This window comes from Arthrobacter sp. NPDC057009 (assembly GCF_042673905.1).
Taxonomy (GTDB): Bacteria; Actinomycetota; Actinomycetes; order Actinomycetales; family Micrococcaceae; genus Arthrobacter.
Map to the genome: position 1 here is coordinate 71111 of NZ_JBHUSB010000010.1, position 25234 is coordinate 96344.

Genomic DNA, 25234 nt, shown 5'->3' on the forward strand with positions numbered 1-25234 from the left:
CCTGCGTTGCTTTTGACCGAGGCTACAAACCGTCCAAGGAGAACCAATGACCGCTTCGCCTGCCAATGCCGCCGTCAACACCGCCGACCTCTACGACGAGCGCGGTGAGGAACTCAACTCCATCTCCCTGCAGTTCCAGTCCTTGGGCGGCCACACGCATTTCAGCGGCACCGTCCGGACGGTGCGCTGCCTGGAGGACAACGCCCTCGTCAAAAGCATTCTGGCCACACCCGGCAAGGGCGCCGTGCTCGTCGTCGACGGCGGCGGCTCCCTGCGGACCGCCCTGATGGGGGACCTGATCGCGGCGAGCGCCGTGGCAAACGGGTGGGCCGGCGTCGTTATTAACGGCGCCATCCGCGACCGTGAGGCGATCGCCGAACTCCCCCTCGGCGTCAAGGCCCTGGGCAGCAATCCGCGCAAGAGCGCCAAGGCGGGGGCGGGCGAGACCGACGTGGACGTGCTGATCGACGGCGTGACGATCCGCGCCGGCGCCACGATCTGGTGCGACCCGGACGGCATCCTCGTCGAGCGCTGAGGAAGGGTCCGGAAAAATTTGGTTGCTCCGGGGAACAAAGTTGCAAGTAACATAGTTACTGAAAGCAACTATCAAATGCGATCCCCTTTCTCTTGACCCTGGAGCAGCCATGTCCAAAACCACCGCAGGACCCGCACCCGGAGAGACCCTGACACAGCGGCAGACCATCACCGTCATGGTGGGGCTGATGCTCGGCATGTTCCTGTCCTCGCTGGACCAGACCATCGTGTCCACGTCGATCTACACCATTGCCAACGACCTGGACGGGCTGTCCCTGCAGGCGTGGGCCACCACCGCGTACCTCATCACGTCCACGGTCACCACACCGCTGTACGGCAAGCTCAGCGATATCTTCGGCCGCCGTCCGCTCTACCTCGCGGCGATCGTCATCTTCCTGGCCGGCTCGCTGTATGCCGGCTCGGTGCACTCGATGACCGAGCTGGCCATCGCCCGCGGCATCCAGGGCATGGGCGCCGGCGGCCTGCTGGCCCTGGCGCTGACCATCATCGGCGACATCGTCCCGCTCAAGGACCGGGCGAAGTTCCAGGGCTACTTCATGTCCGTCTTCGGCATCTCCTCGGTGCTGGGCCCCGTGGTGGGCGGCGCTTTCGCCGGTTCCCAGAACATCCTGGGCTTCGACGGCTGGCGCTGGGTCTTCTTCATCAACCTGCCCATCGGCCTTGCCGCCCTGGTTGTCGTGTTCCTCTACCTCCACCTGCCCGCCAGGCACGTCAAGCAGCGGATCGACTACTGGGGCGCCGCCGCCATCACCCTGGCCATCGTGCCGCTGCTGCTCGTCGCCGAACAGGGCCGCAGCTGGGGCTGGACGTCGGCCAGCTCCCTCATCTGCTACGGCCTGGGCGTGGCCGGCATCATTGCATTCCTGCTGGCCGAACGGCGCGCCGGGGACTACGCGCTGATCCCGCTGCGCCTCTTCCGCAACATCACCTTCGGGCTGTCCTCGCTGCTGAACTTCATCATCGGCATCGGCATGTTCGGCGCCATCGCGATGCTGCCCATGTACCTGCAGCTGGTCAAGGGCCTCACACCCACCGAGGCCGGACTGATGATGATCACCTTCACCATCGGCATCCTGACCGGTTCCATCACCGCCGGACGCACCATCTCGGCGTCGGGCACCTTCCGGATCTTCCCGATCGCGGGCACCGCCATCCTGACCGCCGCCGCCGTCGTCATGGGGCTCTCGCTCGGCGCCCACACCGACCTATGGGTCCCCGGACTGATCGCCGTCTTCTTCGGCCTGGGCCTGGGCTTCTGCATGCAGCCGCTCACCCTCGCGATGCAGGTCTCGGTGCCCGCGAAGGACATGGGTGTGGGCACCTCCACCGCCGCGTTCTTCCGCTCGATGGGCGGCGCCGTGGGCACGGCGGTGTTCATCTCCATGCTGTTCAGCCTGGCCGCCGACAGGATCGCCAACGCCATGAAGGACGCCATGCAGAACGCGGACTACCTCAAGGTCCTCCAGGACCCCGCCGTTGCCGCCGACCCCGCCAACGCCAAACTGTACGAGTTCTTCAGGAACGGTGCCAGCAACGACTCCCTCAACGACACCAGCTGGCTGCACTCCGCCAACCCGGTGCTCACCCGGCCCATCACCGAGGGCTTTGCCCAGTCGATCGACGCCGTCATGCTCACCGCCGCCATCCTCACCGGCGTCGCCTTCCTCATCAGCTTCGCGCTGCCGAACAAGAAACTGACCGACCCCAAGGCAGTGGCCCAGGAGCCCGCGGCCGCCCACTAGGCGCTCCCGGCCTACTTCCGCATTACGTTACGGCAGGCACCTTCCCGGGTGCCTGCCGTTTCCTTATTCCGCGGGAATCCGCCTTAAACCGCACCAAACGGACGACGACGGCGGGACCGCCCGCCGTCGTCGTCTTGCGTTCCGAAGTGGATCAGCGCGCCGTGAGGTGGCACACTGTTAGGCGCGTGTGCGCCGGCCGACAGGGCCGGTTTCCGCAGCCGACGACGTTTGCACCGCATCCACCAACCCCCAAACCAAGGGAGAACTATGTCCACCGACAAGCAAACAACCGCCAGGATTCCCAAGCGGGTGATCTGGCTGGCGCTTGCCGGCGCTGTGGGCGGCTTCCTGTTCGGCTTCGACTCCTCCGTGGTCAACGGCGCCGTGGATGCCATGAAGGACGAATTTGCCCTGAGCGAGGCCGTCACCGGTTTCGCCGTGGCCGTGGCGCTGCTCGGCTGTGCGGCCGGCGCCTACCTGGCCGGCAAGGTGGCTGACCGCTACGGGCGCATCCCCGCCATGAAGCTGGGGGCACTGCTGTTCTTCGTCAGCGCCCTCGGAACCGGCTTCGCCTTCAGCGTCTGGGACCTCATTTTCTGGCGCCTCGTGGGCGGGCTCGGCATCGGTCTGGCCTCGGTGATCGCGCCGGCCTACATCTCCGAAATTTCACCGCGGCACGTCCGCGGCCGGCTCGCGTCGCTGCAGCAGCTGGCCATCACCACGGGTATCTTCGCCGCTCTGCTGTCCGACGCCCTGTTCGCGACGTCTGCGGGCGGAGCACACCAGGCATTCTGGCTGGGCATCGAGGCCTGGCGCTGGATGTTCCTGGCCGCCGCTGTTCCGGCCGTGCTCTACGGCGTGATCTCCTACACCCTGCCTGAGTCCCCCCGCTTCCTGGTGGTCCAGGGCAAGGAGGACCTGGCCCGGAAGGTCTTCGACTCCATCGCCCCGGACGAGGACACGGACCGCCACCTGCGTGAAATCCGCGAGGCAATCGAGGAGGACCAGCTCGCCGGCCTGAAGGGATCCCTCCGCGGCAAGTCGTTCGGCCTGCAGGCGGTGGTCTGGATCGGCATTACCCTCTCCGTCCTGCAGCAGTTTGTGGGCATCAACGTGATCTTCTACTACTCCACGGCGCTCTGGAAGGCCGTGGGCTTCCAGGAGAAGGATTCGCTGGCCATCTCGGTGGCCACGTCCGTCACCAACATCCTGGTCACGCTCGTGGCCATCGCCCTCGTGGACAGGATCGGCCGCCGTCCCATCCTGCTGGCCGGCTCGGTTGGCATGGCCGTTTCCCTCGGTGCCATGGCCCTGGCCTTCGCCTCGGCCACGGGCACGGGCTCCGACATCACGCTGCCCGGCGCCTGGGGACCTGTCGCCCTCGTTGCCGCCAATGTGTTCGTGATCAGCTTCGGCGCCTCCTGGGGACCGCTGGTGTGGGTGCTGCTGGGCGAGATCTTCCCGGCCCGGATCCGTGCCCGGGCCCTGGGCCTGGCCGCCGCTGCCCAGTGGATCGCCAACTTCGCCATCACGCTGAGCTTCCCCGTGATGGCCGCAGGCTCGCTGCCGCTGACGTACGCCATGTACGCGCTCTTCGCGGCGGCCTCGTTCTTCTTCGTCATGTACAAGGTGCCGGAGACGAACGGCATGTCGCTGGAACAGGCTGAGACCCTGTTTGTTCCGAAGGGGTCCGTCAAGGTCTGACCGGCTCTTGGCTCCTCCGGCATGAAACGGAAGACGCCCAGGTTCCCCGCCGACTGTGTCCGGGAACCTGGGCGTCTTTTGTTTTTCGGCCGAGGTTTTTTCGCGCTCCTGTGCCTAGGACCGGGGTTGATTCACAATTGCCTCCGCGTGTTCGGCCACCCAGGACACGAGCGGCAGCAGCAGGGCGGCGAGCTCCTCGCCGCGGCCGGTCAGGCTGTAGTCCACCCGGGGAGGGATGACCGGCTGGGCATCCCGGCGGACAAACCCGTCTGCCTCGAGTGTCTTCAGCGTCTGGGCCAGCATCTTCTCGCTGATGCCCTGGGCACGGCGCCGGAGTTCACTCCAGCGCTGGGGACCTTCGGACAGGGCCACGAGGATCAGCACACCCCACTTGCTGGTGACGTGGTCCAGCACCGTCCGGCTGGGGCATCCCGCGGGGAAGATGCCGCCGGCGGAGGGAAACGCGTCGACTGGGGTACTTACCTTCATACCAGTACCTTACCTCAAAGTGCGTACTCTCTTTTTGGGAAGTAATCGGGAAGCAGCGCGGTTGGCACCACTGACAGTCACCTCAGAAAGGACCATCATGACCATCGTCATCACCGGAGCCACCGGCCAGCTCGGCCGCCTCGTTGTAGAAGCACTGCTGGACAGCGGGGTTCCCGCGGAACAGATTGTGGCCGCAGGCCGGAGCACCTACAGGATCGCTGACCTCGGCGAACGCGGCGTCCAGGTCCGCAGCATCGACTACAGCCAGCCGGACTCGCTGCGCCAGGCGTTCGCGGGCGCGGACAAGGTCCTGCTGGTCTCAGGCAGCGAAGTAGGCCAGCGCGTGGAGCAGCACCGGAACGCGGTAGAAGCGGCCAAGGAAGCCGGCGTCGGGCTGATCGCCTACACCAGCATTGCCAACGCGGACACTACGGCCATGCAGCTGGCCGCCGAGCACCTCGCCACCGAGGGGATCCTCCGCGACTCCGGGGTCCCGTTCGTCCTGCTCCGCAACGGCTGGTACCTGGAGAACTACACCGGCCAGCTTCCGGTTCAGCTCCAGCATGGCGCCGTTCTGGGCAGCGCCGGCGACGGTCGGGTGAGCGCGGCGGCCCGGGCCGACTACGCGGCAGCGGCCGCAGCGGTACTGCTCCGGGACGGCGAGGCCGGCAAGGTTTACGAGCTGGGCGGCGACGAGGCCTTCACCCTCAGTGAGCTGGCCGGGGAAGTCAGTGCAGCATCCGGGCAGGACGTGACGTACCGGAACCTGCCCGCAGAGCAGTACACCAACGTCCTGGTGGAAGCCGGACTGCCGGAGGCGTATGCAGCCATCCTTGCGGACAGCGACCTTGGCATCGCACGCGGCGATCTCCTGGTCACCACCGGCGATCTCAGTGCCCTGCTCGGCCGCCCCACCACACCGCTGCGCCAGGCAGTCCAGGCGGCCGCCAAGAGCCTCCAGGCGGGCTGACCCCACCGAACCCTCTCCCGCCTCCTGAAGGTTCTGACCCGACGCTTCCTCACCTCCTGCAGGGTTACTCCCGACGCCCTCTCACATCCTGCAGGGTTACTCCCGACCCCCTCTCACTACCTGCAGGGTCCCTCCCGACCCCCTCTCACTTGCCAGAGCGGATTGGCCGGCCGTGGACAGGACGTGCGCGAGCGTCGGGAAAAACGCCGCAGGATCTGAGAGAGGGTCCCGAAAAAAGCGGCAGAACGTGATAGAGCGTCCCGTAAGGCACGGGTTGAACTCACGATTTAAACGCACGACGCCGGAACTCGCGTTGAGTTCCGGCGTCGTGCGTTTCGTTTGTCCGGTTCCGCTTTCCCCAGTTCCGGTGTGCAGCGGGAGGCAGCCCGCGGCCGGTGCCTAGGCCGGGGCCGTGACGTCCTCCGCTTTGCGCTCCTCGACGAGGCCGCAGACGGCCGCGAAGAGCGGGTGGTCCGGCGCCAGCCCGGTGATGCGCTCGGTGGCGGCGGCCGGCTCGGACGAGGCCAGGATCTGGCCCAGTTCGACGGCCTCGGCATCGGCGGGGTCGTTGAACCGGAGGGCTGCCGCGATGGCCCCGAGCAGCGCCTCGGGGACAATCCCGCGTTCCGCCAGTTCCGCGGCGGGGCCGATGAAGCGTTCGTGCCGGCTGAGCTTCCGCAGCGGCGCGCGGCCCACGCGGTTCACCGTGTCCGGCAGGTGCGGATTGGTGAAGCGGGCCAGGATCTTCTGGACGTAGGCCTCCTGCTCGTCGTAGCTGAAGCCGTGCTTGGACACGAGCAGCTGCTTGGTCTCGTCGAGCACGGAACGGACGTCCGCGGCAACGTCCTCGTCCGCCATGGCGTCGGAGATCTTCTCCAGCCCGGCCTCGAAGCCGAAGTACGCCGCGGACGCGTGCCCCGTGTTCACGGTGAACAGCTTACGCTCGATGTAGGGCCCGAGCTGATCCACGAACGTGGCGCCCGGAATCACCGGAGCAGCACCGCCGAACGGCGTGCGGTCGATGACCCACTCGTAGAACGTCTCCACCGTCACGTCCAGGCCCTGCCCTGGCTCCTGGTTGGGCACGATCCGGTCCACGGCCGTGTTGGCGAACACGGCCGAGTCGGCCAGCGACCCGGCAGCCTCGTCCCAGCTCTGCACGATGGACTCGCGGAGGATATCCGTGGCATTGATGGCGTTCTCGCAGGCCATCACCTGCAGCGGCGCCAGCCCCGCCGCGCGGGCGGCAATTCCCCTGGCGATCGCGGGGGCCACGAACTTCAGGATGTGCGGACCCACCGCCGTGGTGACGATGTCCGCCGTCGCGATTTCCTCGATGAGCTGTGCCTCCTGGGTGCCGGAGTTCACCGCCCGGAAGTTGTCCACCGTGCGGGTGGCGGGGTTCTCCCCCACCTCGTGCACGCTGTAGCTGTCCGCCTCGGCGAGCTGGGCGATCAGGGCATCCGCGACGTCGGCGAACACCACCTCATACCCGGCATCGTGCAGCAGCAGCCCGACGAACCCGCGGCCGATGTTGCCGGCCCCAAAATGTACAGCCTTCACTATGCGTTGACCTTTCCGAACAGCTCCAGGACTTCGTCCACAGTCGTCGCCGCCTCAAGCTGCGCCACCTGTGCCTTGTTGGTGAAGACCTTCGCGATCGAGGACAGGATGTGCAGGTGCTCGTTGTTGACACCGGCCACGCCCACCACGAACTTGACCTGCTTGCCGTTCCAGTCGATGCCGTCGGGGTAGCGGACCACCGAGACGGCAGACTTACGGATGTGGTCCTTGGCGGCGTTGGTGCCGTGCGGGATTGCCAGGAAGCTGCCCATGTAGGTGCTGACGGACTCCTCGCGCTCGTGCATGGCGCGGATGTAGTCCTCGTCCACGGCACCGCGCTCCAGGAGCAGCCGGCCCGCCTCGTCGATCGCGGCGTCCCGGGTGGAGGCGGAGCCGGTCAGGACCACGCTCTCCGGCACCAGGATGTCCGAAACCGCCGCAGCAGTTTCGGGGGCAGCGGCGGTTTCGGTTGTGGTGGCTGCAGCCGGAGCGGCGGTGCCCGCCGTGCCGGTGGCGGGAGCTTCCGCGCCTTCTGCATTGCTGCGCTGGACCATCTCGACGATCTCGTCGTAACGCGGGCTGTTCATGAAGTTGTCCACCGAAACGTGGACGGCACTGGATGTTGCCGGCTTGGCCCGCTCGGTCAGGTCCTGGTGGGTGACCACAACGTCGTAGGTGTCATTGAGGTTGGCAATGGACGCGTTGGTGACATTGACCTCCGGGAATCCGGCAGCCTTGATCTTGTTGCGCAGCACGGAGGCGCCCATGGCACTGGAGCCCATGCCGGCGTCGCACGCGAACACAATGTTCTTGATCGGGCCGGCCAGAACGCCCACGCCGCCGCCGGCCGCAGCCCCGGTAAGGGTGGAGGCAACGGAACTCTTCTTGCCCTTCATCGACTCCATGCGGCTGGTGGCCGCGGTGAGATCGTCCTCGTCACTGTGGCGCGTGGTCTTCAGGATCACGGAGGCGACGAGGAAGGAGACCGTGGTGGCCAGCACGACCGACAGGATGACGCCGAAGTAGCTGTCGCGGGAGGTCTGGGCGAGCACGGCAATGATGGAACCGGGGGCGGACGGGGCAACAAGGCCGGCGCCTGTGACTGCCAGCGTGGCGATGCCCGTCATGCCGCCAGCGATCGTGGCGAGGATCAGCAGCGGGCGCATCAGCACGTACGGGAAGTAGATCTCGTGGATGCCGCCCAGGAAGTGGATGATGGCAGCGCCGGGAGCCGAGGCCTTGGCCGCGCCGCGGCCGAAGAACATGTAGGCGAGCAGCAGCCCAAGGCCCGGGCCCGGGTTGGCCTCGAGCAGGAACAGGATGGACTTGCCCTGATCCAGCGACTGCTGGATGCCCAGCGGGGTCAGCACGCCGTGGTTGATGGCGTTATTGAGGAACAGGACCTTGGCAGGCTCGATGAAGATGGAGGTCAGAGGCAGCAACCCGTTGTTCACCAGGAACTGAACCACGTTTCCGGCAGCCGTGCTGAAGGCGCTGACCAGCGGCGAGATGCCGTAGAAGCCAAGCAGGGCCAGCAGGGCGCCCCAGATGCCGGCAGAGAAGTTGTTCACCAGCATCTCGAAGCCCGGGCGGATCTTGCCGTGCCAGATCGCGTCGAGCTTCTTCATGGTCCAGCCGCCCAGCGGGCCCATGATCATGGCGCCGATGAACATCGGAATGCCGGCGCCCACGATCACACCCATGGTGCCGATGGCACCGACGACGCCGCCCCGGACATCATGGACCATCTTGCCGCCGGTGTAGCCGATCAGGAGGGGCAACAGGTAGGTGATCATGGGGCCAACAAGGCCCACGTTGGGCTCCCCGGCCGCATTGGTGCCGAAGCCACCGAGTTCCGGAACCGGGATGTATCCCTTCTCAATGAAGAGCGCGGTGATGAGGCCCCAGGCGATAAAGGCGCCAATGTTGGGCATGATCATCCCGGACAGGAAAGTCCCGAATTTCTGGACATGCACCCGCGCGCTGGTTTTGGGTTTTGCAACTGTCTCTGTTGCCATGTGAATTCCTAACGTGGTCCCTGCGGCACCGCAGGATGGTCCGATAGTTTCGACTAGCTGGTGGAACTGGTGGAGATCCGGTGGAGCCATTCGAGGAAAAGCTTGAGTTCCGAGCTGGTGAGCTGGTCCGAGTGGGATGCCTGCAGCGCCGCATTCAGCGCAATGGCAGCCACCACCACTGATGACTTTCCGGAGTCCTCCGGTCCCGCATCCCGCCCCTGGTCCCTGGACACCGCAAAGATCATGGCGTCCCGGGTCATCGTGGACAGCTCCAGGTTCCGCTCCGCGGCCGGTTCTGCGATCAGCATGAGCGTCACGCCCACGTTGGCCGCCAGGATGCTCCTGGCTGCTTCCCGTGGCTGGACGTTCAGCTGTCCGGCCGCAGCGGCCTTATTCAGCATTTCCTCCAGGAGACCCTCCGCGTCGGCGACGATGGCCGGGCGGCTCTCGGGGCGGATGTTACCGAACATGACCAGATAGAGTTCGGGCTGCTTGAGCCCGAACTGCACGTGGTTGTCCCACATCCGCCGGATGTCCACCAGCGGCTGTCCGGACGGGGCGAAGTCCCTCTCGCCCGCCACATACTCTTCGAAGCCCGCGGCGACAACTGCGTCAAACAGGCCCTCCTTGTCACCGAAGTGGTGATAGAGGGTGGGCGCCGTAACGCCCGCCAGCTGCGTGATCTGGCGGGTGGAAACAGCGGCCCCCGCGGATTTGGCCAGCAGTTCGGCTGCCGCACGCAACAGCCTCATTTTGGGCGGAAGCTGGCCATCGAAACTCATAACCGCTACCCTAGCACCTATAGCAACGCTATATGAACTGAATCACATACAATTTTTTCAGGCACCGCAAAGCAGCATCGGACGCAGCCGTTCCGAACTTCCGGGCTCCCCGGGCAGACACGGGCGGGCCTGGCTACCGGCAGAGAATGAGGACCTTCAGTGCAGAACTTCCCAGGAGTAGGCGTCAGCCCCGGCCGCATCATCGGAACGATCCGCCAGATGCCCAAGCCCATCAGCGAACCTCCGGCCGGCGAACAGCTGGCTGCCGGGACCACACCCGAAGAGGCAACGGCAGCGCTCAAGGCTGCAGCGGGTGCCGTCCATGATGAGCTGCGGGCCCGCGCGGACCACGCCACCGGTGATGGCAAGGCCGTCCTGGAAGCCACGGCACTGATGGCCAAGGACACCATGCTGATCAAGGGCGCCGCGAAGCTGATCGCCCGGGGGACCTCACCGCAGCGCGCCATCTGGGAATCGGGTTCCTCGGTTTCGGAGATGCTGCACAACCTCGGCGGCTACATGGCCGAACGCGCCACCGACATCCTGGATGTCCGCGCCCGCATCGTTGCCGAACTGCGCGGCGTCCCCGCCCCAGGCATCCCGTCGTCGAACGAACCCTTCATCCTGGTGGCCGAGGACCTGGCCCCGGCAGACACCGCCACCCTCGATCCCAACAAGGTCCTCGCACTCGTGACCGCCGGCGGCGGTCCGCAGTCGCACACCGCCATCATCGCCCGCTCACTCGGCCTGCCCGCCGTCGTGGCCGCCGTCGGCGTGGACGAGCTCCCCGACGGCACTGAGGTTTACGTTGACGGCGCCGCCGGTTCCATCACGGCGAACCCGGACGGGTCGCTGCGTGCGGCCGCGGAGGCATGGGCCGCCACTGCGTCCCTGCTCGCCGAATTCAGCGGTACGGGCTCGACGGCGGACGGCCACCTGGTGCCCCTCCTCGCCAACGTCGGCGGTGCCAAGGACGCCCAGGCTGCGGCCAAGCTCGGCGCCCAGGGCGTGGGCCTGTTCCGCACCGAGTTCTGCTTCCTGGAACGGGACACCGAGCCCACCGTTGAGGAACAGGCCGCCGCCTACAAGGGCGTGTTCGACGCCTTCCCCGGCAAGAAGGTGGTGCTCCGCACCCTGGACGCCGGCGCAGACAAGCCGCTTCCGTTCCTCACCGACTCCACCGAACCCAACCCGGCCCTGGGCGTGCGCGGCTACCGCACCGACTTCACCACTCCGGGCGTCCTGGACCGGCAGCTGGAGGCGATCGCGAAGGCCGAGGCGGAGTCGGAGGCTGACGTGTGGGTCATGGCCCCGATGATTTCGACGGCAGAGGAAGCCGCCCGCTTCGCCACCATGTGTGCCGAGGCCGGCATCAAGACGCCGGGTGTGATGGTGGAGGTTCCGTCCGCCGCCCTCACCGCCGACACCATCCTGCGCGAAGTCGCGTTCGCCAGCCTGGGAACCAACGACCTCACCCAGTACGCCATGGCCGCCGACCGCCAGCTGGGTCCCCTCGCCGGGCTGAACACGCCGTGGCAGCCGGCCGTGCTGCGCTTGGTGGGCCTGACCGTTGAAGGCTCCAGGGCCGAGGGACACAACAAGCCGGTTGGCGTCTGCGGCGAGGCCGCGGCGGACCCCGCCCTCGCCGTCGTACTGACCGGCCTGGGCGTCACCACGCTGTCCATGACCGCCCGCTCACTGGCAGCGGTGGCCGCCGTGCTGAAGACCGTCACGCTGGCGGAGGCCCAGGAGCTGGCCAAGCTGGCCCTGTCCGCGCCGAGTGCTGTGGAAGCCCGGGCCTGGGTCCGGGAGAAGCTGCCGGTCCTGGAGGAACTCGGACTCTAGTTCCCGCCCAAGGTATGCAGGCAGGTGCTCCCGGAATTCCCGGGGCACCTGCCGGCATTTTTCGGACTTTTGGGCGGTGGAGACTTTTTAGGCGGTGGCGCCGCCGGCTGCCGCGGAACCCTCGGCTGCGGTGCCTGCCCAGCCCCGGATGATCCGGGCAACATCTTCGGTGGCGGTCTCCTGGACAACGTGCCCGCGCCCGTGCACCTCGGCAAAGGCACCGTCCGGTGCGTTCGCGGCGAGGAATTCACACCACGGACGCCGGGCGATCGGATCCCTGCCCCCGCGGAGCACGAGCACCGGCTGTGCCACGCCCCGCACCCGGACGTCGAGCGGATACTCCATCATCACGGGAAGTTCGGTCATGTACCACCGGAATCCGGCCCGGAAGTAATCGGTGAAAACCACGGCATTGGTGGACGGCGGCTCACTGAACAGGGCGTCCCGGGTGAGCGCCAGCGCGTGCCAGGCCGCACTCCTGCGCGCGGGATCCACCACGGGGCCCATGAGCACTGTCCGGGTCACCAGCCCGGGCGCCTGAAGCGCCAGTTCCACCGCAAACTGGACCCCCATGGAATGTCCCACCACGATGCAGGACTCCACGCCCCGCTGCGAGAGGACCGCCGCCACGAAGGCCGCATACCCGCCTACGGTCATCTGATGCCCGGGACGGGGTGTACCGCCGAAGCCCGGCAGGTCGAAGGAATAGACCGCGGCACTCTTGGCGAGTTCAAGGTGCAGCCGGGCCAAATAACGGTGCGAGACGCCAATGCCGTGGAGCAGCACAAAGGCCGGGCGGCCACCAGCCGAAGCCACGTTCGAAGAGTACAGCCGGCCCGTCAGGCCGCTCGCTGTTACAGCAACTCCCTCGCCAAGTCTCATCCGCCGAGCATATCCGGCGCGGCGGCACATTCGGTTCACGCCATAACCGGCCCGGCTGTGACAGCAGTTAGGCTTCTGCCATGGCTCTGATTGCTCCCAGGGTGGCGCCCGCCCTTCCCGCCGAGGATGCGCTGGCGCTGCAGCGCGCGCTCGACGGCGGCACCGACATCACCGTGTTCGTGGACGGTACCGTCCACCGCCTCGCGCCCCAGGCGAGGGACGCCGTCGTCGACCTTCTGGCCAGGTTCAGCCGCGGCGAAGCGGTGACTGTCAGCAGCGTGGAGGAAATGCTCACCACCTCGCAGGCGGCCGAACTGGCCGGCATCTCCCACACGTACCTGCGGAACATGACGGACCGGGGCGAGATACCCGTGGAGTACCGCGGCACCCACCGCCGCATCAGGCTGGCCGCCATCATGGCGTGGCTGGAAGGGCAGAAAAAGAAGCAGGCGGCTGAGCATGCGGAAACTTCCGACGGCGGGACCTCCGGCGGCGGATCTGCTGGCGGCGGCGGGGCGGAAAGTAGCGGCACCCGGGTTCGGGGTCCAAACCGTTAAACGTGCAAAGATTGAGGTAATCGGGAAAAGTGGCGGGAGGAGGCCCTGGAATGGCAAGTGTGGCAATTTCCACCTCCGCGCTTGACCTGCTCCTGCTGCTTCGCGGCAGCGAGCCCGAGGGGCTGGGCAGGGCGGACCAGGTCTCCTACCAGATCGAAACCGCCATTCTGATGGGCATCCTGACCGAAGGTGACAGGCTGCCCACGGAGTCTGTGCTGGCCGCCGAACTGGGCATCTCCCCGATCACCCTCCGGCAGTCCCTCGCCGCCCTACGGACCAAGGGCCTGATCGAAACCAGCCGGGGACGCAGCGGCGGCAGTGTGATCCGCCGCCAGATCGAATTCACCGACTCCCAGCTTCAGGACAAGCTCCGGGATACCAGCACCGAAACCCTGAGAGACCTCGGGGACCTGGGCGCTGCCATCTCATCAATGTCGGCACGCCTGGCCGCCAGCCGCGCCGACCCCCAAAACGTCGAGCACCTCGAAGACCTGGCGAAACGCCACCGGGACGCCGAAGATGCGCGAGCGCGGCGCCGCATGGACAGCCGGTTCCACGTCGCCGTCAGCATCGCCGCCCAGTCGAGCAAGCTGACCTCTGTTGCCCTGCAACTTGAAGCCGAACTGATGACCCTGTGGTGGGGACACTCCGGCGAGTCAGGCAACGACGCCACGTCCGTGGCGGACCACGCCGCCATTGTGGCAGCCATCAGGGCGCGGGACGGTGACGCGGCCGCCAGTGCCGCCGAACGGCACAGCCGCAACGAGACCGAATACTTGATAGAGCAGCATCTGAGGTTGAAGATGGGGCCCGAAGAAGGTGCATGACGTGGAGACTGTAGAAGAAGCCCTTGAGCGGACGGCCGCCGCGCTCTCCTCCAGCATCAGCCGCGTCTTCGTCGATCTGGAGAAGATCGCCGGCTCCGTCACCGCCGCGGCCGCCGCCGCGCCAGGCGTTCCACGGCGCAGCGAATTCCTGTTCCTGAAGCAGGAGCTGGCTAATTTCATCAAGCAGCACTCGGATCTCATCATCGGGGCCGGAATCGCCTACGCCCCGGGGAGCCTCCAGGAAACAACCCACTGGCTGGAATGGTGGCGGACCCAACGCACCGGCGAACCGCGTTTCGTCACCCATGACCTCAACCCGGACTCGCTGAACTACTACGACTACACCACGCGTGAGTGGTTCACCATCCCGACCGCCAGCGGACACCCCGTAGCCGTGGGGCCGTACGTCGACTTCGGCGGCATCAACGTCAGCATCATCACGCTCTGCGTTCCCGCGCCCACTGCACAGGGAACGCAGATCCTTGGGTGCGACCTGACCCTGGCGAATCTTGAGGGAGTCTTCCTCCGCGCCCTTCAGCTCAGGGAACCGGTGGTTGTCCTGCTCGGACCCAACGGGCGCGTCATCGCGTCCAACAATGCACGCATCGCCACGGGAACCCTGTTCCTCGAAGAGGACATGGCGCGGGCCGACATTTCTGTTGACGTCTCCCCCGCTGACCCCGCGCGCCTGCCCTGGAAGCTGATTACCCTCCGGGACTAGCCGCTTCAAGATGACGCGGTGATAAGGATCAAGCAACGATCGCCCGGAACCGGGGGTTCCGGCTGGCAGGCGGGGTTACTCTTTATTCGTGGTGAGATTCAGGGGGTTGCACATCGTGGCGGGCATCGCCGCTATGGGTGTGGCGGCTGTCCTCGGAATGGTCATGGGCCTGAGCAACACCGCAATTTTCACATCCAGCTGCGTGGTCTTCGTGGCAGTTTCCCTCTGGGTCCAGAGCCGCGTCGCCAAGTCCCGGACGCAGCTTCAGGGCCTGCCGCAACAGCTTCCCGACGGCGCCACGCGGGAACGGGCCGGCGAGCGTCCTTCCGAGCAGTTGCCCGGCGGCGAAGGCAACGCCGCCTAGTCCCCACCGCCTCCCTGGCGTCAGATCCTTGGCCTTGCCGCCCAGCGCCGCGCCTTCAGGGCAGCGTGCAGTTCAAGCCGAACCATTCCCTTGAGCGGATCCACGCCCAGCAGCTGTCGAATTCGGCCCAGGCGGTTGTAGATGCTGCTCCGGTGCAGGTGGAGTTTTTCCGCGACGTCCTGGACGGAGCCGTCATTGTCGTAGAGCAGTTCCAGCACGGGCAGCAGCTCCCCGTTCCGGTCGTGGTCCTCAAGGGCTTGGAAGTTCACGGAACCGGCGTCGCTCCAGACCCCCGCCCCGCCGCCTGCCGATGCCAGCAGCTGGTAAATCCCCGTGGCCCGGCAATCCACCAGCTCACCGAGCCGCGGGTCAACGGCAGCAGCCTGGGCAGCAATCCTGGACTGCCGGTAGGCTTCCGCCAGCTCCTTGGTCCGGGTGAAACCCTCGCTGGTCCCGAGAATGATCCGCTCCACGGACCTGCCGGAACGCTTGGCCAGCTCAAGCTGGTAGTGCACCAGGACCTGCGCCTGGCTGGCGCGCCCGGTTGATTCCCGGAAGAGGACCACCGAATGGGTTTCCGCGCCGGCGCTGAACAGTGCGGCATCCACGCCGATGGTCGCCTGCAGCGCCGCGGCCCGGTGGATGAGCGTCGAGGCGATCGGGTCCGGACCCGCCCTCCAGCCGTCGGCGTCGAGTACCGTCACCAGCTGCCAGGGCCCACGGTCCTGCACTTCCTTCCAGCCCGCCACCGCGGCAACCGCATTCGATTCCCCGGCGCAGGCTGCCAGGAACTCCCGTTCGCGGTTCCGGCGGAACTCGGATTCCGCAGTGTTGGAATCCAGCAGGAGTCCGGAAAGCAGGTCCAGCTCATCCCGGACGCCCGGCAGTTCGGCGAGAATCGCCGTCGCGCTTTGTTCCTCCAGGTCCTGCTGCACCCACAGATAACCCACCCGGAATCCACGCACCAGGAGCGGGACGCACACGCGCCCGAGCATGCCCAGTTCCTCGTTCGCGGGCACCACCACCGGCCGCACCGCGGTGGCGATGCCGTGGGAGAGCTGCCAGTTCTTGACGTCCAACGGCACGCGTTTGCTGAGCAGGAAGTTCACCCGGACCCTGTCCGCGTGCGACTGGTTGGAGCTGTAGGCGAGCAAAACGCCGTCAAGGTCCTCAAGGGAAAGCCCCCGGCCCAACTTAAGGGCCACCCGCTCCACGAGCTGCTCCACATCCTGCTGCATGGTGAAAGACTACGTCGCGCAGCAGCCTCCGGGCGAACGGACATCAGGCGACACCTGACGCTCCGGGGATCGACAATCGTCGAGCCGGCGTGTTTGAAAACCCCGGAAATCCGCGGTTGAACTCAGGGCGGGGCATCCGGTTCCTGTAGTGCGCCTCACAGCGGGATCTATTCTGGAATCACAACTTCCCGCACACATTCCGGCCTTTGCAGCCATCGAATCTGGAGCCCAAAAAATGATCATCGGTATCCCCAAAGAGATCAAGAACAACGAATTCCGCGTCGCCATCACCGCCGCCGGCGTTCACGAATTCCGCACGCACGGCCACTCGGTCCTGGTGGAGCGCGGCGCGGGCCTGGGTTCCGGCATCACCGACGAGGAATACGCCATCGCGGGCGCCGAAATCATCGCCGACGCCGACGAGGTCTGGTCCCGCGCGGACATGGTGATGAAGGTCAAGGAACCCATCAAGGCCGAATACCACCGCTTCCGCAAGGGCCTGATCCTCTTCACCTACCTGCACCTGGCCGCCGAGCCCGAGCTGACCCAGGAGCTCATCAACTCCGGCGTCACCGCCATCGCCTACGAGACCGTCCAGGAAGGCCGCACGCTGCCGCTGCTCGCACCCATGTCCGAGGTGGCCGGCCGGCTGTCCGTCCAGGTGGGTGCGACCTCCCTCATGGCGCCTGCCGGCGGCAAGGGTGTTCTGCTCGGCGGCGTTCCGGGTGTCCGTCCCGCCAAGGTCGTCGTGCTGGGCGCAGGCGTAGCGGGAACCAACGCCGCCGCCATGGCGCTGGGCCTCGGCGCCGACGTCACCATCCTGGACATCAACATCAACCGGCTGCGCGAACTGGACGCCCAGTACCAGGGCCGCCTGAAGACCGTGGCCTCCAACAAGTACGAGATCGAGAAGTCCGTGGTGGACGCCGACCTCGTGATCGGCTCCGTCCTGATCCCCGGCGCCAAGGCCCCCAAGCTGGTGACCAACGAACTCGTGGCCCGGATGAAGCCGGGCTCGGTGCTCGTGGACATCGCCGTGGACCAGGGCGGCTGCTTCGAGGACACCCACCCCACCACGCACCAGGAACCCACGTACAAGGTCCACAACACGATCTTCTACTGCGTGGCCAACATGCCCGGCGCCGTCCCGAACACCTCCACCTACGCGCTGACCAACGTCACGCTTCGCTACGGTGTGGCGCTGGCAAACCTCGGCGTCAAGGCAGCCTTCGAGAAGGACCCCGCCCTCGCCGCCGGCCTGAACATCGCGGCAGGCCACGTGGCACACCACTCCGTCTCTGAGGCGCACAACCTGCCCCTCGTGGCGGACTGGCACGAACTGGTCTCCGCGTAAGCTCCGGCACCATCGGCTGCTCCGTACCTGCCCTTTTGGACCTCCAATACGGCAGATACGGAGCAGCCGATGGGTGTTTAAAGCGACCTGGCCTGCTCGATCAGTTTCAGGACTTCGACGGGGCCGGCCGGGTCCACCGGCAGCGGCAAGGAGGAGTTGGCGCCGCCGTCGGAAATCTTGGCCGCGAGGATCCGGTAGAACTCGGGGTAATTCCCCCGTTCGGTCGGCAGCCGGTCGAGGTGCCCGTCGCGGCCCAGCTGCCCGGCCCATTCGGCGGCCTCCACGCCGTACTCCGCATCCAGCGGGCTCCCGCCGGCGACGATGTACGGCTCCTGCGGGTCCACGCCGTGCTTGGTGTAGCCGCCGCTTGAACCGAGGACCCGGTAGCGCGGCCCCTGCTGGGCGCAGAGCATGTTCATCCAGTGGTGGCTGAGCACACCGCTCTCATGCCGCAGGACCACGAAGCAGTCGTCATCCGTCTTTTCACCCGGACGCCGGGCCTGGAGCTCGGCATGGACCACCGTGGCCGGGCCGAAGAGCTGCAGGGCCTGGTCCAGGAGGTGGGTGCCGAGGTCGAACAGGACGCCGCCGCCGTCGGCCGCCGTGGCCTCCGCCTTCCACGCCTTGGAAACCTCGGGCGACCACCGTTCAAAGCGTGATTCGAACCGGATGACCTCCCCCAGCACGCCGCCGTCGAGCAGGGCTTTGACGGTGAGGTAGTCCCCGTCCCAGCGGCGGTTCTGGAACACCGTCAGGACCCGCCCCAGACGCTCCGCGAGCGCGATCAGCTCCTGCCCCTGGCCGCTGGTGACGGCGAACGGCTTGTCCACGACGACGTCGAGGCCGGCCTCGAGCGCGGCCTTGGCCAGCGGGTAGTGAGTGGCCGGCGGAGTCCCCAGCACCACCAGATCAAGGTCGGCGGCCAGCGCAAGGACGGCCTCGGCGTCGGGCACTGTTTTCACACCCGGGTAATGCTCAAGGGCAGACGCCTGCCGGCCGGTGTTCGAGGTGGCGATGACTTCCAGCGAATAGCTGGGGTTCGTGGCGATCAGCGGGGCATGGAAAACCCGGCCGGACAGGCCGAAGCCCACGACAGCCGTGCGGATGGGGGCGGAGGATTCGGTGCTCATGCTGCCACGCTACCCCCTGGACCGGTCCTGCTTCAGCCGGATTCGGCTATCAGGTATTCAGCCTTCCGCGCTTCGCAGGATGCGGGTAACCAGCTCGCGCCAGGACTCTGCCAGCCGCTCGGGTGAAACATGCTGGCCGCGGACAGCGTGCAGGAGCCGTTCCGGTTCCAAGGTGGCGCTGAGGGACATGGCCATCAGCCACGGGTCCGCGTCAAAGCCCGCCGAACGCAACAGGTACTCGATGTGCCGGTGCCACAGCACTGCCGGCGGGGCCTCGAACCTGTTGTGCAGGGATGCTTCAGCCGCTCTCGCCAGCTCGCCGTACTCCATGACGTAGCGGATGCGTTCGGCGCCGAAGGCGATCAGCCGTTCCAGCGGCGGCGCTCCGGGCCCCAGGGGCGGCGGTCCGAACATGAAGCGGCCCTGGAATTCGGCCTCAGCGTCGCTGAGCAGGGTCATCATGAGCCCGGCCCGGTTGCCGAAGCGGCGGAACACAGTTCCCTTGCCCACGCCTGCCCGCTCCGCCAGCTTGTCCATGGTCAGGCCGTCGGCCCCGCATTCCTCCACGAGCTGCCGGGCAGCACACAGGAGCAGCTCCCGGTTGCGGGCAGCATCGCTGCGTTCCGCCCCGGAGGCAGAAGATCCCGGCGCGGACCCGGCACCAGGCGCGGATCCGGAACGGATTGGGATGAGGCTCACAAAAAATATTCTAGACCCGGGAATAGTATCCGGACCGTAGTCCGTTTAGTCTGGGTGAAGGCACCAAACGCCTCCAAGAACCACTCGCCGCGGAGCGTTCCGCGACAGGACCCAAGGAGTTCACATGTCCAAGAGCACCGTACTCGCACTGGTGGGAAGCCTCCGCGCCGACTCCCACAACCGCAAGCTTGCCGAAGCCATCCAGCTGAACGCCCCCGAAGACATCGAGATTGTGATCCACGAGAGCCTGGGCAACATCCCGTTCTACAACGAGGACATCGACGTCGAAGGCCAGGTCCCCGCCGCCGCCACCGCCCTGCGCGAGGCAGCCGGCCAGGCCGACGCCCTGCTGCTGGTCACCCCTGAGCACAACGGCACCATGCCCGCCTCGCTGAAGAACGCCATCGACTGGCTGTCCCGCCCGTTCGGCGCCGGCGCCCTCGCCGGAAAGCCCACGGCCGTCGTCGGCACCGCCTTCGGCCAGTTCGGCGGCGTCTGGGCCCAGGATGAGGCCCGCAAGGCCGTCGGCATTGCCGGCGCCCGCGTCCTGGAAGACGCCAAGCTCGCCGTCCCCGGCTCCATGGTCCGCTTCGCGGAAACCCACCCGAAGGACGACGCCGAGGTTGTCGAGCAGATCAAGGGCCTCTTCGATGCCCTTGCCGCCGTCGAGCCTGCCGGCGCAGCCGCCTAAGCAGCGCCTTCCCTTCCGCACGCCCCGGCCTTCCGCTGCACTGGAGGCCCGGGGCGTGCGGCGTTTCCGGGCACGGTGCAGGGCAGCCACGGCAGCTGCAACCAATCCGTGACTGAGCTGCGGCCAAACTGACACCCGGGCACCGTTCCCCGGCCCGCCGCCCCGCCGTAACGTTGAGGTACGGGGCGTGCCGGGGCAGGGAGTGCGGTGCAGTCATGAAGTCAAGCTGGGGAGTCAGACCGCTGACGACGGCGGTTGCCGCCTTCTGCCTGACACTCCCCCTGTGGCTCGCCTCCTGTGCCCCCTCCCAGAACGTGTACGACGCCGGGCCCTCCCCTGCGGCGGCACCCGAACCGCGCCCGGCGCCTCCGGCCAGCCTGCCCGGCGCGGGCTCCGGCCTGGCTTCCGGTTCCGGCACCACAGGCGAGGGAACGGTGGCAGGGGATTCTGAAGCCGTTCCTCCCACCGGCACGGCGTCGGCAGTCCCCGGAGGATCGGACCCCGGCGGCCAGACGGCCGGCGCCCCCGCCGCCGGTGGATCAGGGCCGGGCGGGCCTCCGTCCGGCGGCCTCGGCGTCCCCGACCCGCAGGCACAGCTGCCGGGCGAAGCCGGACAGCAGCCGGCTCCTGCTTCCGGTGCCGCAGCCGGCCCGGCTTCCGCCGGCCCCACAGCGCCGGGTTCCACAGCACCGGGTTCCACAGCACCGGGTTCTACGCTGCCCGGTTCCACGTCGCCGGGGACTGGAACAGGCACTGCTGTCTACTACGTGGCGATCGACGACGGCGGGAGGTCCGGCGTGCGCTTCGGCTGCAATGACAGCCTGGTGGCGGTCCGCAACGCGGACTCCTCCATCAGCGAGCCGCTGCAGGCCGCCATGAGCAGGCTGCTGTCCGGTCCGGACGCACCGCCGGCGAGCGGGCTGTACAACGCGCTGTCAGCGTCCTCGCTCCAGTACGTCTCCGGCTACCTCGACGGCACCACTGTGGTGGTGAACCTGACTGGCGCGGTCCAGCCCGGCGGCGTCTGCGATCTGCCGCGGATCGAAGCGCAGCTCACCCATACGGCCGTCACGGCCGTGGGGGCCGTCCGGGCTGAGATCTATGTCAGCGGCGTGCCGCTGGCAGAAGTTCTTGGCCTCCGTTAGCCGTCCTGCCGGGTGAACAGGGCATCCATGTCGGCGTGGCTCGGTGCCCCGGCAAGTTCCGACCAGTTGCCGTCGCCCAGGACTTCGGCCGCCACGCGGGAGACCGTAGCATATGCCGCTTTGGCCGCATTGCCGCCGATGCTGACCCGCCGCACACCGGCGTCGTGCAGTTCGCCCACCGACGCCGAACCGACGCCTGCGAGGGCATTCACCGGCGCAGGTATCCGCCGGCTGAGTTCATGCAGGACGTGCAGATCCGTCACGCCGGGAACGAAAATGCCGTCGGCCCCCGCGGCAAGATAACCCTCGGCCCGCGCGAGGGTCTCGTCGAAGGCGGAATCCCCGAACTGCCCGGAAAGGTACGTGTCCGTCCGGGCATTGATGAAAAGGTGGACGCCGGAGTCCGCCGCGATGCTGCGGACCAGACGGATGCGGCGGGCCTGCTCGCCGATGCCCGTAAGGCGGACACCGCCCGAGTCTTCGAGGTTCACTCCCACCGCGCCGGCCTCGAGCACAGCCGCCACGGTCTGCCGGAGCCGGCCGTCGTCGAAGCTGCCGTCCGAGCCCGCATACCCGGATTCGATATCGGCCGTTACCGGGACGCCCGTGGCCGCGGCAATCCTGCGGAGCACGTCGAATGCCAGGCCCGGCGGCATGTGGCTGCCGTCAGGGAACCCGAGGCTCCAGGAGATGGCCGAACTCGAGGTGGCAATGGCCCGCGCGCCCGCCTTCTCCACCAGGCGCGCCGATGCCGCATCCCACACATTCACGAGCACCAGGGGAACGGCGCCGCCCTCGTGCATGCGGCGGAAGGCGTCCGCCCTGGCTGACTGCGATGCGGCGGACTGCGACGCTGCAGACTGCAATGCTGCTCGCTCTGACATTGCGGGTGAGGGCTCAGGTGACGTCATGGCTCCATTCCATGCCTTGTGGCGTCGGAGGTAAAGCCGTGTGCGTTCCCGGCCTGGAAAACCAGCACATTCTTTCGTCAACAGCTGTTGCCTAACCAGCAACCAAAGGCTGTACTCTGGGACTGTGACCCACGAGACACTCGACGCCGCCGCAGCCGTCCTCCCCGCCGAAGCCATTGACGCCATCGAGCGGGCCGCGACATCAGCCCACCGCCACGACGAACTCTTCTCCGAGCGCGCGGCGAACATCAAGCAGTCGGCGGTCCGGGACGTTTTCGACATCTCCATGCGGCCGGGCCTGGTGTCGCTGGCCGGCGGCAGCCCCTACCTGCAGTCCCTGCCCCTCGACAGGCTCGCCCGGACAGCCTCCCGGATCATCGCCGAGGACGGCCTCACGGCTCTTCAGTACGGCGGCGGCCAGGGCACGGAGGAACTGCGGACGCAGATCTGCGAAGTCATGGCCGCGGAGGGCATCCTGGACGCCAGGCCGGAGAACGTGGTGATCACCGCCGGCTCGCAGTCCGCGCAGGACGTGGCCACCAAGGTGTTCTGCAACCCCGGCGACGTGGTCCTCGTCGAGGAACCCACTTATGTGGGGGCGCTGAACACGTTCGAGGCCTACCAGGTCCAGGTGGAGTCCGTTCCCATGGACGACGACGGCCTGGTGCCTGAGCTTCTCGAGGCCAGGATTGCGGCGCTCCAGACCGCCGGGAAAAACATCAAGTTCCTCTACACCATCCCCAACTTCAACAACCCGTCAGGCATCACACTGGCAAAGGAGCGCCGGCAGCAGATCGTGGGCATCTGCCGCCGTGCCAACATCCTGGTGCTTGAGGACAACCCGTACGGCCTGCTGAGGTTCGACGGCGAGCCGCTGGCACCGCTGCGGGCAGGCAACCCCGACGACGTCATCTACATGGGCTCGTTCTCCAAGATCTTTGCCCCGGGCCTGCGCATCGGCTGGGCCCTGGTTCCGGCCCACCTGCAGCGGCGCTACTACCTGGCCTCCGAAGCGGTGACGCTCTGCCCGCCGACGCTGAACCAGATGCTCGTCTCGGCCTACCTTCGGGACTACGACTGGAAGGGCCAGATCGAGACGTACCGCGGGCTGTATGCGGAGCGCTGCCACGCAATGCTGGCGGCGCTGGAGGAGCACATGCCGGAGGGGCTGAGCTGGACCAGGCCGCAGGGCGGGTTCTTCGTGTGGGTGACGCTGCCCGAGGGCGTGGACACCTATCCCCTGCTCCAAAAAGCGATCGATGCCGGCGTCGTCTTCATTCCCGGCGCCGCCTTCACGCACTCGGATGAGCCGTCCAACAAGCTCCGCCTGGCGTTCAGCGCGGTTCCGCCGGAGGCCATTAGCGAGGGTGTACGGCGCCTGGCACCGGTGCTGCAGGAGGCCATAGACGCGCTGGCCTAAACTGGAGCAGCGAACGGACCAGCAAGCCTTATTCACGGTATTCAAAGGAGAATCGCCATGGCGGGAACCATCATCGTGGGTGTTGACGGAAGCGCGACCGCCCACAAGGCGGCGGAAGTGGCGCGGGATTTGGCCGCAGCGTTGGACGCCCGGCTCCACGTCGTGTCCGCGTTCGACACCGACCGGACCGAGGTCTTCGGCAGCGGCAGTGACAAATGGATCGTGTCAGACGCCGGGGAAGCCGAAAAGGTGGCCCTGGATGTGGCGGCCGGCCTGGCCGGCGGCGGGCTGAACATCACGTACGCCGCGGCGCGGGGCAAGCCGGCCGAGGCCCTCGTCAGGGAGGCGGACCGCCTCGAGGCGAAGATGATCGTGGTGGGAAACCGCCGCATGCAGGGCTTGGGACGCGTGCTGGGCAGTGTGGCCAACAGCGTCGCCCACAGTGCCTCCTGCGACGTCTACATCGCAAACACCTACGGAGCGGATTAACCGGAGCCAGCCCGGCACAGTACAGCCTGATTTGACGCGGATCACCCGGGCGGGTGGGCAGTCTCACCCCGTTTTCCGGCAATCCGGCATGCCTCGAAAGATAAAATTGGAGGTGCCCCCGATGGTGCGGACAACCCAAAAACTACCTTTCAGGGGAATACTGTGCTTACACTCCAGCGGCGCCACCTCGTCGGCCACGACATCCTCCTCGCCCGCCACGGCAACCACATCAGCGCCATGCGCGTGGACCGCTCTGCCGGCCGCGTCATCGCCCTCCTCGACGATGGCACCGTGGACAGCGCCCCCAACGTCATCTCCCCCGATCTGCAGCTGCCGGAGACGCTGAAGAGCGTCGTGCGCGAGGACTGGAAGTTCCTCACGCTCGTGAGCACCGGCATCGCTGCCGTATGTGGCGTCATGCTGGCCGCAGCGGTGAGCATGGCCGGCCTGTCCACCGATCCGGCCATGGCCCAGCTGCTGGCCAACTCCTACGCCGCCTACTAAGCCTCAGCCGAGCCGGACCAGAAGCTCGCGCAGCAGCCACCAGAGCCCGGCGGTGACACCGCCGCCCACCACGGCACCGGCAACAACCTGCGCCACCGTATGGGCGCGCAGCACCACCCGGGACCAGGCGACGGCGGGAACCAGCAGCAGCAACGGCAGCCACTGGACGCCCAGGATCAGCACCGAGATGACCGTTGTCAGTGCGGTGGCACCGGCATGCCCGCTGATTTTCCAGAACAGGCTGATGACGGCGAGAACCACCACGCCGCCCACGATCGCGAGCACCACCACGATGACGCTGTAGGGGGCGTTGATGGCAAGGAGCACGGCCAGCCCCGCCAGCAGTGAGACCACCGACATGGCCAGCACTGGAGCCCGTTGCCTGCGGTCACTGACGTGGTGGTCCGTCACCTTGCCCAGCCGGACCAGGAGAACGACGGCGGCCAGCGGCAGCACGCATACAAACAGCACCGCCACCGCGCCGAACCAGACGGTGCCCGGATAGCCTGGTTCCATTGCCGGGCTGAGGAGCAGCAGCAGCCCCACGGTGACGGGCGGCTGAAGGGCCTCCGTGATGACCCTGGCCACGCGGTTCTTCACTCGGATGCTGACGATCCCGCGATCCTCGTCCATG

25 protein-coding genes are annotated in these 25234 nt (G+C 67.1%); 15 read left to right on the forward strand and 10 right to left on the reverse strand.

All coding sequences use genetic code 11. From position 1 onward, the window contains the following. Window positions 1-46: 46 nt before the first annotated feature. The 3 genes from rraA to ACFTR6_RS12325 all read left to right on the forward strand — a co-directional run bounded on the left by rraA (window position 47) and on the right by ACFTR6_RS12325 (window position 4001). Window positions 47-535, forward strand: a complete 489-nt coding sequence (gene rraA, locus ACFTR6_RS12315; protein ID WP_377958124.1) for a ribonuclease E activity regulator RraA — start codon at window positions 47-49, stop codon at window positions 533-535. 109 nt (window positions 536-644) lie between these two features. Then, complete coding sequence (locus ACFTR6_RS12320) at window positions 645-2297, forward strand: MDR family MFS transporter (RefSeq protein ID WP_377958125.1); 1653 nt, start codon at window positions 645-647, stop codon at window positions 2295-2297. A gap of 267 nt (window positions 2298-2564) precedes the next feature. Continuing rightward, window positions 2565-4001: a sugar porter family MFS transporter gene (locus ACFTR6_RS12325; RefSeq protein ID WP_377958126.1), complete on the forward strand. Its 1437-nt coding sequence runs from the start codon at window positions 2565-2567 to the stop codon at window positions 3999-4001. Window positions 4002-4115: 114 nt separating this feature from the next. Here ACFTR6_RS12325 and ACFTR6_RS12330 read toward each other — a convergent pair whose 3' ends face one another. Continuing rightward, entirely contained in the window at window positions 4116-4490 is a 375-nt protein-coding gene (locus ACFTR6_RS12330; RefSeq protein WP_087872809.1) for a helix-turn-helix domain-containing protein, read from the reverse strand. A 97-nt stretch (window positions 4491-4587) separates the two neighbouring features. Here ACFTR6_RS12330 and ACFTR6_RS12335 point away from each other — a divergent pair, with 97 nt between their 5' ends. Further along, entirely contained in the window at window positions 4588-5460 is an 873-nt protein-coding gene (locus ACFTR6_RS12335; RefSeq protein WP_377958127.1) for an SDR family oxidoreductase, read from the forward strand. Window positions 5461-5859: 399 nt separating this feature from the next. On the opposite strand, the gene ACFTR6_RS12340 is transcribed toward ACFTR6_RS12335, so the two are convergent. Genes ACFTR6_RS12340 through ACFTR6_RS12350 form a run of 3 tightly spaced genes read right to left on the reverse strand, consistent with a single transcriptional unit; the run spans window position 5860 to window position 9823 of the window. Continuing rightward, on the reverse strand, window positions 5860-7023 hold the full coding sequence (locus ACFTR6_RS12340) for a mannitol-1-phosphate 5-dehydrogenase (protein ID WP_377958128.1): 1164 nt from the start codon (window positions 7021-7023) through the stop codon (window positions 5860-5862). Continuing rightward, window positions 7023-9041: a PTS mannitol transporter subunit IICBA gene (locus ACFTR6_RS12345; RefSeq protein ID WP_377958129.1), complete on the reverse strand. Its 2019-nt coding sequence runs from the start codon at window positions 9039-9041 to the stop codon at window positions 7023-7025. Before ACFTR6_RS12345 ends, ACFTR6_RS12340 begins: the two co-directional genes overlap by 1 nt. Before the next feature lie 53 nt (window positions 9042-9094). After that, on the reverse strand, window positions 9095-9823 hold the full coding sequence (locus ACFTR6_RS12350) for a TetR/AcrR family transcriptional regulator (RefSeq protein ID WP_087872806.1): 729 nt from the start codon (window positions 9821-9823) through the stop codon (window positions 9095-9097). Between the two features lie 159 nt (window positions 9824-9982). Between ACFTR6_RS12350 and ptsP the strand changes: the two genes are divergently transcribed. Beyond that, window positions 9983-11668 carry a phosphoenolpyruvate--protein phosphotransferase gene (gene ptsP, locus ACFTR6_RS12355; RefSeq protein ID WP_076799567.1) on the forward strand — a complete coding sequence of 562 codons (1686 nt, stop codon included), beginning with the start codon at window positions 9983-9985 and terminating at the stop codon, window positions 11666-11668. Window positions 11669-11755: 87 nt separating this feature from the next. Here ptsP and ACFTR6_RS12360 read toward each other — a convergent pair whose 3' ends face one another. Next, window positions 11756-12484 carry an alpha/beta fold hydrolase gene (locus tag ACFTR6_RS12360; RefSeq protein WP_377958130.1) on the reverse strand — a complete coding sequence of 243 codons (729 nt, stop codon included), beginning with the start codon at window positions 12482-12484 and terminating at the stop codon, window positions 11756-11758. Window positions 12485-12630: 146 nt separating this feature from the next. On the opposite strand from ACFTR6_RS12360, the gene ACFTR6_RS12365 reads away from it, so the two are divergent. The 4 genes from ACFTR6_RS12365 (at window position 12631) to ACFTR6_RS12380 (ending at window position 15019) form a co-directional block, all read left to right on the forward strand. Beyond that, window positions 12631-13107 (forward strand): helix-turn-helix domain-containing protein, encoded by a 477-nt coding sequence (locus ACFTR6_RS12365; RefSeq protein ID WP_377958131.1) that lies wholly within the window; start codon window positions 12631-12633, stop codon window positions 13105-13107. A 50-nt stretch (window positions 13108-13157) separates the two neighbouring features. Continuing rightward, window positions 13158-13934, forward strand: coding sequence for a FadR/GntR family transcriptional regulator (locus ACFTR6_RS12370; protein ID WP_377958132.1), 777 nt, complete (start codon window positions 13158-13160; stop codon window positions 13932-13934). A gap of 1 nt (window position 13935) precedes the next feature. After that, a complete protein-coding gene (locus tag ACFTR6_RS12375) occupies window positions 13936-14655 on the forward strand; it encodes a cache domain-containing protein (RefSeq protein WP_377958133.1) in 720 nt (239 codons plus the stop codon). A gap of 88 nt (window positions 14656-14743) precedes the next feature. Beyond that, window positions 14744-15019 carry a hypothetical protein gene (locus tag ACFTR6_RS12380; protein ID WP_377958134.1) on the forward strand — a complete coding sequence of 92 codons (276 nt, stop codon included), beginning with the start codon at window positions 14744-14746 and terminating at the stop codon, window positions 15017-15019. A 20-nt stretch (window positions 15020-15039) separates the two neighbouring features. Here the strand turns inward: ACFTR6_RS12380 and ACFTR6_RS12385 are convergent, their stop codons facing one another. Further along, window positions 15040-16257 (reverse strand): CdaR family transcriptional regulator, encoded by a 1218-nt coding sequence (locus tag ACFTR6_RS12385; RefSeq protein WP_076799562.1) that lies wholly within the window; start codon window positions 16255-16257, stop codon window positions 15040-15042. A 235-nt stretch (window positions 16258-16492) separates the two neighbouring features. Here ACFTR6_RS12385 and ald point away from each other — a divergent pair, with 235 nt between their 5' ends. Continuing rightward, a complete protein-coding gene (gene ald / locus ACFTR6_RS12390) occupies window positions 16493-17611 on the forward strand; it encodes an alanine dehydrogenase (RefSeq protein WP_076799561.1) in 1119 nt (372 codons plus the stop codon). Window positions 17612-17688: 77 nt separating this feature from the next. On the opposite strand, the gene ACFTR6_RS12395 is transcribed toward ald, so the two are convergent. Continuing rightward, window positions 17689-18741 carry a Gfo/Idh/MocA family oxidoreductase gene (locus tag ACFTR6_RS12395; protein ID WP_377958135.1) on the reverse strand — a complete coding sequence of 351 codons (1053 nt, stop codon included), beginning with the start codon at window positions 18739-18741 and terminating at the stop codon, window positions 17689-17691. A 57-nt stretch (window positions 18742-18798) separates the two neighbouring features. Beyond that, window positions 18799-19440 carry a TetR/AcrR family transcriptional regulator gene (locus ACFTR6_RS12400; RefSeq protein WP_377958136.1) on the reverse strand — a complete coding sequence of 214 codons (642 nt, stop codon included), beginning with the start codon at window positions 19438-19440 and terminating at the stop codon, window positions 18799-18801. A 124-nt stretch (window positions 19441-19564) separates the two neighbouring features. Here ACFTR6_RS12400 and ACFTR6_RS12405 point away from each other — a divergent pair, with 124 nt between their 5' ends. After that, window positions 19565-20131: an NAD(P)H-dependent oxidoreductase gene (locus ACFTR6_RS12405; RefSeq protein WP_377958137.1), complete on the forward strand. Its 567-nt coding sequence runs from the start codon at window positions 19565-19567 to the stop codon at window positions 20129-20131. 215 nt (window positions 20132-20346) lie between these two features. Beyond that, window positions 20347-21276 (forward strand): GerMN domain-containing protein, encoded by a 930-nt coding sequence (locus ACFTR6_RS12410; RefSeq protein ID WP_377958138.1) that lies wholly within the window; start codon window positions 20347-20349, stop codon window positions 21274-21276. On the opposite strand, the gene ACFTR6_RS12415 is transcribed toward ACFTR6_RS12410, so the two are convergent. Further along, on the reverse strand, window positions 21273-22187 hold the full coding sequence (locus ACFTR6_RS12415; protein ID WP_377958139.1) for an isocitrate lyase/phosphoenolpyruvate mutase family protein: 915 nt from the start codon (window positions 22185-22187) through the stop codon (window positions 21273-21275). The genes ACFTR6_RS12410 and ACFTR6_RS12415 overlap by 4 nt on opposite strands. Window positions 22188-22311: 124 nt before the next feature. On the opposite strand from ACFTR6_RS12415, the gene ACFTR6_RS12420 reads away from it, so the two are divergent. The 3 genes from ACFTR6_RS12420 (at window position 22312) to ACFTR6_RS12430 (ending at window position 24600) form a co-directional block, all read left to right on the forward strand. Next, window positions 22312-23607: a PLP-dependent aminotransferase family protein gene (locus ACFTR6_RS12420; RefSeq protein ID WP_377958140.1), complete on the forward strand. Its 1296-nt coding sequence runs from the start codon at window positions 22312-22314 to the stop codon at window positions 23605-23607. A 57-nt stretch (window positions 23608-23664) separates the two neighbouring features. Further along, the gene (locus ACFTR6_RS12425) at window positions 23665-24096 is read left to right on the forward strand and encodes a universal stress protein (RefSeq protein WP_377958141.1); all 432 of its coding nucleotides are present in this window, start codon (window positions 23665-23667) and stop codon (window positions 24094-24096) included. A 162-nt stretch (window positions 24097-24258) separates the two neighbouring features. Beyond that, a complete protein-coding gene (locus tag ACFTR6_RS12430; RefSeq protein WP_083706281.1) occupies window positions 24259-24600 on the forward strand; it encodes a hypothetical protein in 342 nt (113 codons plus the stop codon). 3 nt (window positions 24601-24603) lie between these two features. On the opposite strand, the gene ACFTR6_RS12435 is transcribed toward ACFTR6_RS12430, so the two are convergent. Continuing rightward, window positions 24604-25233, reverse strand: coding sequence for a phosphatase PAP2 family protein (locus tag ACFTR6_RS12435; protein WP_377958142.1), 630 nt, complete (start codon window positions 25231-25233; stop codon window positions 24604-24606). Window position 25234: the final 1 nt, after the last annotated feature.

Bases quoted from the DNA above. Each gene is read 5' to 3' on its own strand.
- ACFTR6_RS12370 (WP_377958132.1), top strand. From the start codon at position 13,158: ATGGCAAGTGTGGCAATTTCCACCTCCGCGCTTGACCTGCTCCTGCTG.
- ACFTR6_RS12405 (WP_377958137.1), top strand. From the start codon at position 19,565: ATGTCCAAGAGCACCGTACTCGCACTGGTGGGAAGCCTCCGCGCCGAC.
- ACFTR6_RS12395 (WP_377958135.1), bottom strand. From the start codon at position 18,741: ATGAGCACCGAATCCTCCGCCCCCATCCGCACGGCTGTCGTGGGCTTC.
- ACFTR6_RS12320 (WP_377958125.1), top strand. From the start codon at position 645: ATGTCCAAAACCACCGCAGGACCCGCACCCGGAGAGACCCTGACACAG.
- ACFTR6_RS12385 (WP_076799562.1), bottom strand. From the start codon at position 16,257: ATGCAGCAGGATGTGGAGCAGCTCGTGGAGCGGGTGGCCCTTAAGTTG.
- ACFTR6_RS12410 (WP_377958138.1), top strand. From the start codon at position 20,347: ATGAAGTCAAGCTGGGGAGTCAGACCGCTGACGACGGCGGTTGCCGCC.
- ACFTR6_RS12365 (WP_377958131.1), top strand. From the start codon at position 12,631: ATGGCTCTGATTGCTCCCAGGGTGGCGCCCGCCCTTCCCGCCGAGGAT.
- rraA (WP_377958124.1), top strand. From the start codon at position 47: ATGACCGCTTCGCCTGCCAATGCCGCCGTCAACACCGCCGACCTCTAC.
- ACFTR6_RS12335 (WP_377958127.1), top strand. From the start codon at position 4,588: ATGACCATCGTCATCACCGGAGCCACCGGCCAGCTCGGCCGCCTCGTT.
- ACFTR6_RS12325 (WP_377958126.1), top strand. From the start codon at position 2,565: ATGTCCACCGACAAGCAAACAACCGCCAGGATTCCCAAGCGGGTGATC.
- ACFTR6_RS12415 (WP_377958139.1), bottom strand. From the start codon at position 22,187: ATGACGTCACCTGAGCCCTCACCCGCAATGTCAGAGCGAGCAGCATTG.
- ACFTR6_RS12350 (WP_087872806.1), bottom strand. From the start codon at position 9,823: ATGAGTTTCGATGGCCAGCTTCCGCCCAAAATGAGGCTGTTGCGTGCG.
- ACFTR6_RS12425 (WP_377958141.1), top strand. From the start codon at position 23,665: ATGGCGGGAACCATCATCGTGGGTGTTGACGGAAGCGCGACCGCCCAC.
- ACFTR6_RS12435 (WP_377958142.1), bottom strand. From the start codon at position 25,233: ATGGACGAGGATCGCGGGATCGTCAGCATCCGAGTGAAGAACCGCGTG.
- ACFTR6_RS12330 (WP_087872809.1), bottom strand. From the start codon at position 4,490: ATGAAGGTAAGTACCCCAGTCGACGCGTTTCCCTCCGCCGGCGGCATC.
- ald (WP_076799561.1), top strand. From the start codon at position 16,493: ATGATCATCGGTATCCCCAAAGAGATCAAGAACAACGAATTCCGCGTC.
- ACFTR6_RS12345 (WP_377958129.1), bottom strand. From the start codon at position 9,041: ATGGCAACAGAGACAGTTGCAAAACCCAAAACCAGCGCGCGGGTGCAT.